The sequence below is a fragment of the Pseudomonas sp. P4_D7 genome (assembly GCF_056401755.1).
The window spans coordinates 1-3,891 of sequence record NZ_JBFUIR010000109.1 but is presented as its reverse complement, the minus strand read 5'-3'; the positions used below and the strand labels follow the sequence as shown (position 1 = coordinate 3,891).

The following is a 3,891-nucleotide window of genomic DNA, read 5'->3' as shown; positions in this document are numbered from 1 at the left end:
ACATCGTTCTGGCCGACGATATCGAAGCGACTCTGAAAGCCTCCGAGATCAGCCGTGACCGCGATGAAGAAGCGCGCAACGTTCTGAAAGAAGGCCAGGAAGTAGAAGCCAAGATCATCAGCGTTGATCGTAAGAGCCGTGTAATTCAGCTGTCGATCAAATCGAAAGACGATGCTGAAGAGAAAGAAGCTATCCAGAGCCTGAAAGAAACCGCTCCGGAAGACAAAACCGATACCACTATGGCTGCGCTGCTGAAGCAAGCAATGGCCAAACAGAACTAAGTTCTGCTTGATCGTGAAAAAGGGCGACTTCGGTCGCCCTTTTTTGTGTCTGCGATTTGGTGCTCCGTGGCTTGTGTGAGGATTTTGGTGAAACCAATCTCGCTTCTGGGTGGTCTGTTTCTTTAATCGGATCAATCGCCTATTCACGACTAAGCTTGGTCTTAAGCGTGTAGTCGTCGGGCAGTTGCCTGGCATAAGGAAGTGGATGAACAAGTTTATTGTCCTCATTGCTGTCTTGGTTTTGGCTGGCTGTACGACCAGTGCCAAAACCCATGCGGTGCGTGGCGTCAGTGGTATAGAGGTCGATTGCTCCGGGTTGGGCTCTGGCTGGGAGAAATGCCAGAAGCGCGCGGCTAAGGAGTGTAAGGGCGCGGGCTACAAAGTGATCACGCGATCAGATGATGCCAAGGATGATGATGAGTTTCCTTTTGGCTTCAACCCGGCAGGCTACGTGACACGCACCATGCTGGTGATATGTCGTTAAGCATGCTGTGCCCTGTTTGTTGCTGTAATGCCCTGAAAACGGGCGTTTCGATGCGTAGGAAGATATGTCAATCCCTGGGCTGTTCAAAATCTTCCGGGCGTGCTAAAACCTTTCAAGCGCTGATCTAGCTGCTTGAAAAAGAAGGGAAAAATATGACGAAGTCGGAGTTGATCGAACGAATTGTCACCCATCAAGGGCTGCTCTCATCCAAGGATGTGGAGCTGGCCATCAAGACCATGCTTGAGCAAATGTCCCAATGTCTGGCTACCGGTGATCGTATCGAGATCCGTGGGTTTGGCAGCTTCTCTCTGCACTACCGTGCGCCTCGTGTTGGCCGCAATCCAAAGACTGGCCAGTCTGTCAGCCTTGACGGTAAATTCGTACCGCACTTCAAGCCGGGTAAGGAGTTGCGTGATCGGGTGAATGAGGAAGAGGAGGAGGGGGTTTGATCTTCGCTATTCAAATTCGAGGGGGCGTGAATGCGTAACCTGAAACGCATACTGCTTGGCGTATTTCTTCTGCTGATGGTTCTGATTGTTCTGGCGTTTGTGCTTGAGAATCAGCAGTCGGTTTCGCTTTTGTTTCTAGGTTTTTCCGGCCCGCAGTTGCCAGTGTCGCTAGTTGCAGTGTTAGCACTGTTGATCGGCATGTTGATCGGCCCTGTATTGGGCTGGTTTCTGGGGCGTTCGTCCAGAGCCGCACGCAAGCGACTGGTCTGAAAACGACAGGCGCAGGGCATCTGTCGAAATTGCGCCTCAGTCTGTCTTTATCCATTAGTAAAACCATCATTAAGCTGTAAAATGCTCCCCTTGTTCGATCGTGCCTTATTGCATGACGATTCAGACTGACTCTGACGGATGCCAATTGCGACTGGCCTCTGCATTCATGGATTAGATGGCGCTCAGTGGCAGCGCTATCCGCAGCTCAAGGGTATCGTTTCGCGTGAAAATTCTAGTTACCGGCGGCGCCGGCTTTATTGGCTCGGCAGTCATCCGTCACATCATCTCCAATACGTCCGATGCTGTCGTTAACGTCGATAAGCTGACTTACGCCGGTAATCTGGAGTCACTGGCAGAAGTCAGCCAGAATTCGCGCTATGCATTTGAACGCGTCGATATCTGTGATCGTGATCAGATCGACCGTGTCCTGCGTGAACACCAACCAGATGCAATCATGCACTTGGCCGCAGAATCCCACGTCGATCGCTCGATCTCTGGTCCGTCCGAGTTTATCCAGACCAATATCATCGGCACGTACACGCTGCTTGAAGCTGCCCGCCACTACTGGGCTGCGCTGGATGATGCGCGTAAAGCCAGTTTTCGCTTCCACCACATTTCGACTGATGAAGTTTACGGAGACCTCGAAGGTCCGGAAGACCTCTTCACCGAAACCACGCCGTATCAGCCAAGCTCGCCGTACTCGGCCAGTAAAGCTAGTTCCGATCACCTGGTTCGGGCCTGGGCTCGTACATWCGGCTTGCCTACTCTGGTGACCAACTGCTCGAACAACTACGGCCCGTGCCACTTCCCTGAGAAGTTGATCCCGCTGATCATTCTCAATGCACTGGAGGGCAAGCCGCTGCCGGTTTATGGCAAAGGCAACCAGGTTCGTGACTGGCTGTATGTAGAAGATCACGCTCGGGCGTTGTACAAAGTCGTCACCGAAGGTGTAATTGGTGAGACTTACAACATCGGCGGTCATAACGAAAAACAAAACATCGAAGTGGTGCATGCCCTGTGTGCGTTGCTCGATGAGTTGCGCCCTGATTCGGCCCATCGTCCGCATGCCAGCCTGATTACCTATGTTCAGGATCGTCCAGGGCATGACGTGCGTTATGCAATCGATGCGAGCAAGATTCAGCGTGAGCTGGGTTGGACGCCGGAGGAGACTTTTGAAACCGGTATTCGCAAGACTGTCGAGTGGTATCTGAGTAACACCGAATGGGTAGAGCACGTCAAGAGCGGCAGCTATCAGCAGTGGATTGACCAGAACTACGCAGATCGATCGAGCAAAGTATGAAGATCCTACTTCTCGGAAAGAACGGTCAAGTGGGCTGGGAGCTGCAACGCTCGCTGGCTCCACTTGGAGAGCTAGTCGCTCTTGATCGTCATTCCGTTGATGGTCTGAGCGGAGATCTGTCCAATCTTGAATCTTTGCGCACAACGATTCGTCAGGTAAAGCCCGACGTTATCGTGAATGCTGCTGCCTATACGGCGGTTGACAAAGCTGAGTCGGAAACCGAGTTGGCCGATCGCGTAAACGGCCTTGCAAGCGCTGTCATTGCCGAGGAAGCGGCAACCTCAGGCGCTTGGCTAGTTCATTATTCAACGGATTATGTTTTCAGTGGCCTGGGCACTACCCCATGGCAGGAGACGGACACTGTTGCGCCAGTGAATTACTACGGCTCGAGCAAGCTCGCCGGCGAACAGGCAATTATCGCGTCGGGTTGCAAGCATCTGATCTTCCGCACCAGTTGGGTTTACGGTGCCCGCGGCAACAACTTCGCAAAGACCATGCTGCGGTTGGCGAAAGATCGCGAAACGTTGAGCGTTATCGCAGATCAGATCGGTGCTCCTACAGGTGCGGATCTGATCGCTGACGTTACGGCGTTGGCTATTCAGCAAGTTATCAAGCGGCCAGAGTTGGCTGGCCTCTATCACTTGGCCGCTGCAGGCGAAGTCTCTTGGCATGGATATGCAAGTCTTGTCATTGACTTCGCAAAAGCCCAAGGCGAGGAGTTGGCTGTGACGACTGTCAATCCGATCGAAACAACTGCTTATCCAACACCTGCGCAACGCCCTCTGAACTCGCGCTTGAATACTCAGAAGCTGCGCGATAATTTTTCTCTACACTTGCCGGATTGGCAAAGTGGTGTAACCCGAATGCTTAGGGAAGTTCTGAATAAATGACCACGACAAATCGTAAAGGCATCATTCTCGCTGGCGGTTCGGGCACACGTCTGCATCCGTTGACTCTGGGTGTGTCGAAACAGATGTTGCCGATCTACGACAAGCCGATGATTTTCTATCCGCTGTCAGTGCTGATGCTCGCTGGCATGCGGGAAATTTTGATTATCTCCACACCTGAAGATTTGCCGCTATTTCGCAAGTTACTTGGTGATGGCAG

General features: G+C 52.4%; 7 protein-coding genes. All 7 read left to right on the top strand.

Annotated features, from left to right (window positions below):
* Positions 1-281, top strand: a 281-nt coding sequence (locus tag AC1DVF_RS28590; RefSeq protein WP_477783556.1) for a S1 RNA-binding domain-containing protein, incomplete at its 5' end; no start/stop codon positions are given.
* 205 nt (positions 282-486) lie between these two features.
* Entirely contained in the window at positions 487-765 is a 279-nt protein-coding gene (locus tag AC1DVF_RS28585; RefSeq protein WP_460129727.1) for a hypothetical protein, read from the top strand.
* A gap of 152 nt (positions 766-917) precedes the next feature.
* Positions 918-1,214 (top strand): integration host factor subunit beta, encoded by a 297-nt coding sequence (gene ihfB, locus AC1DVF_RS28580; protein WP_003189779.1) that lies wholly within the window; start codon positions 918-920, stop codon positions 1,212-1,214.
* A 30-nt stretch (positions 1,215-1,244) separates the two neighbouring features.
* Positions 1,245-1,484, top strand: coding sequence for a lipopolysaccharide assembly protein LapA domain-containing protein (locus AC1DVF_RS28575; protein WP_093435289.1), 240 nt, complete (start codon positions 1,245-1,247; stop codon positions 1,482-1,484).
* 223 nt (positions 1,485-1,707) lie between these two features.
* The gene (rfbB, locus tag AC1DVF_RS28570; RefSeq protein ID WP_477783555.1) at positions 1,708-2,784 is read left to right on the top strand and encodes a dTDP-glucose 4,6-dehydratase; all 1,077 of its coding nucleotides are present in this window, start codon (positions 1,708-1,710) and stop codon (positions 2,782-2,784) included.
* On the top strand, positions 2,781-3,674 hold the full coding sequence (gene rfbD, locus AC1DVF_RS28565; protein WP_477783554.1) for a dTDP-4-dehydrorhamnose reductase: 894 nt from the start codon (positions 2,781-2,783) through the stop codon (positions 3,672-3,674). The genes rfbB and rfbD overlap by 4 nt, the downstream gene beginning before the upstream one ends.
* Positions 3,671-3,891, top strand: a 221-nt coding sequence (locus tag AC1DVF_RS28560) for a sugar phosphate nucleotidyltransferase (RefSeq protein ID WP_477783553.1), incomplete at its 3' end; no start/stop codon positions are given. The genes rfbD and AC1DVF_RS28560, both read left to right, overlap by 4 nt.

Coding starts and splice junctions, on each gene's coding strand:
- AC1DVF_RS28585 (WP_460129727.1), top strand. CDS start 487: ATGAACAAGTTTATTGTCCTCATTGCTGTCTTGGTTTTGGCTGGCTGT.
- ihfB (WP_003189779.1), top strand. CDS start 918: ATGACGAAGTCGGAGTTGATCGAACGAATTGTCACCCATCAAGGGCTG.
- AC1DVF_RS28575 (WP_093435289.1), top strand. CDS start 1,245: ATGCGTAACCTGAAACGCATACTGCTTGGCGTATTTCTTCTGCTGATG.
- rfbD (WP_477783554.1), top strand. CDS start 2,781: ATGAAGATCCTACTTCTCGGAAAGAACGGTCAAGTGGGCTGGGAGCTG.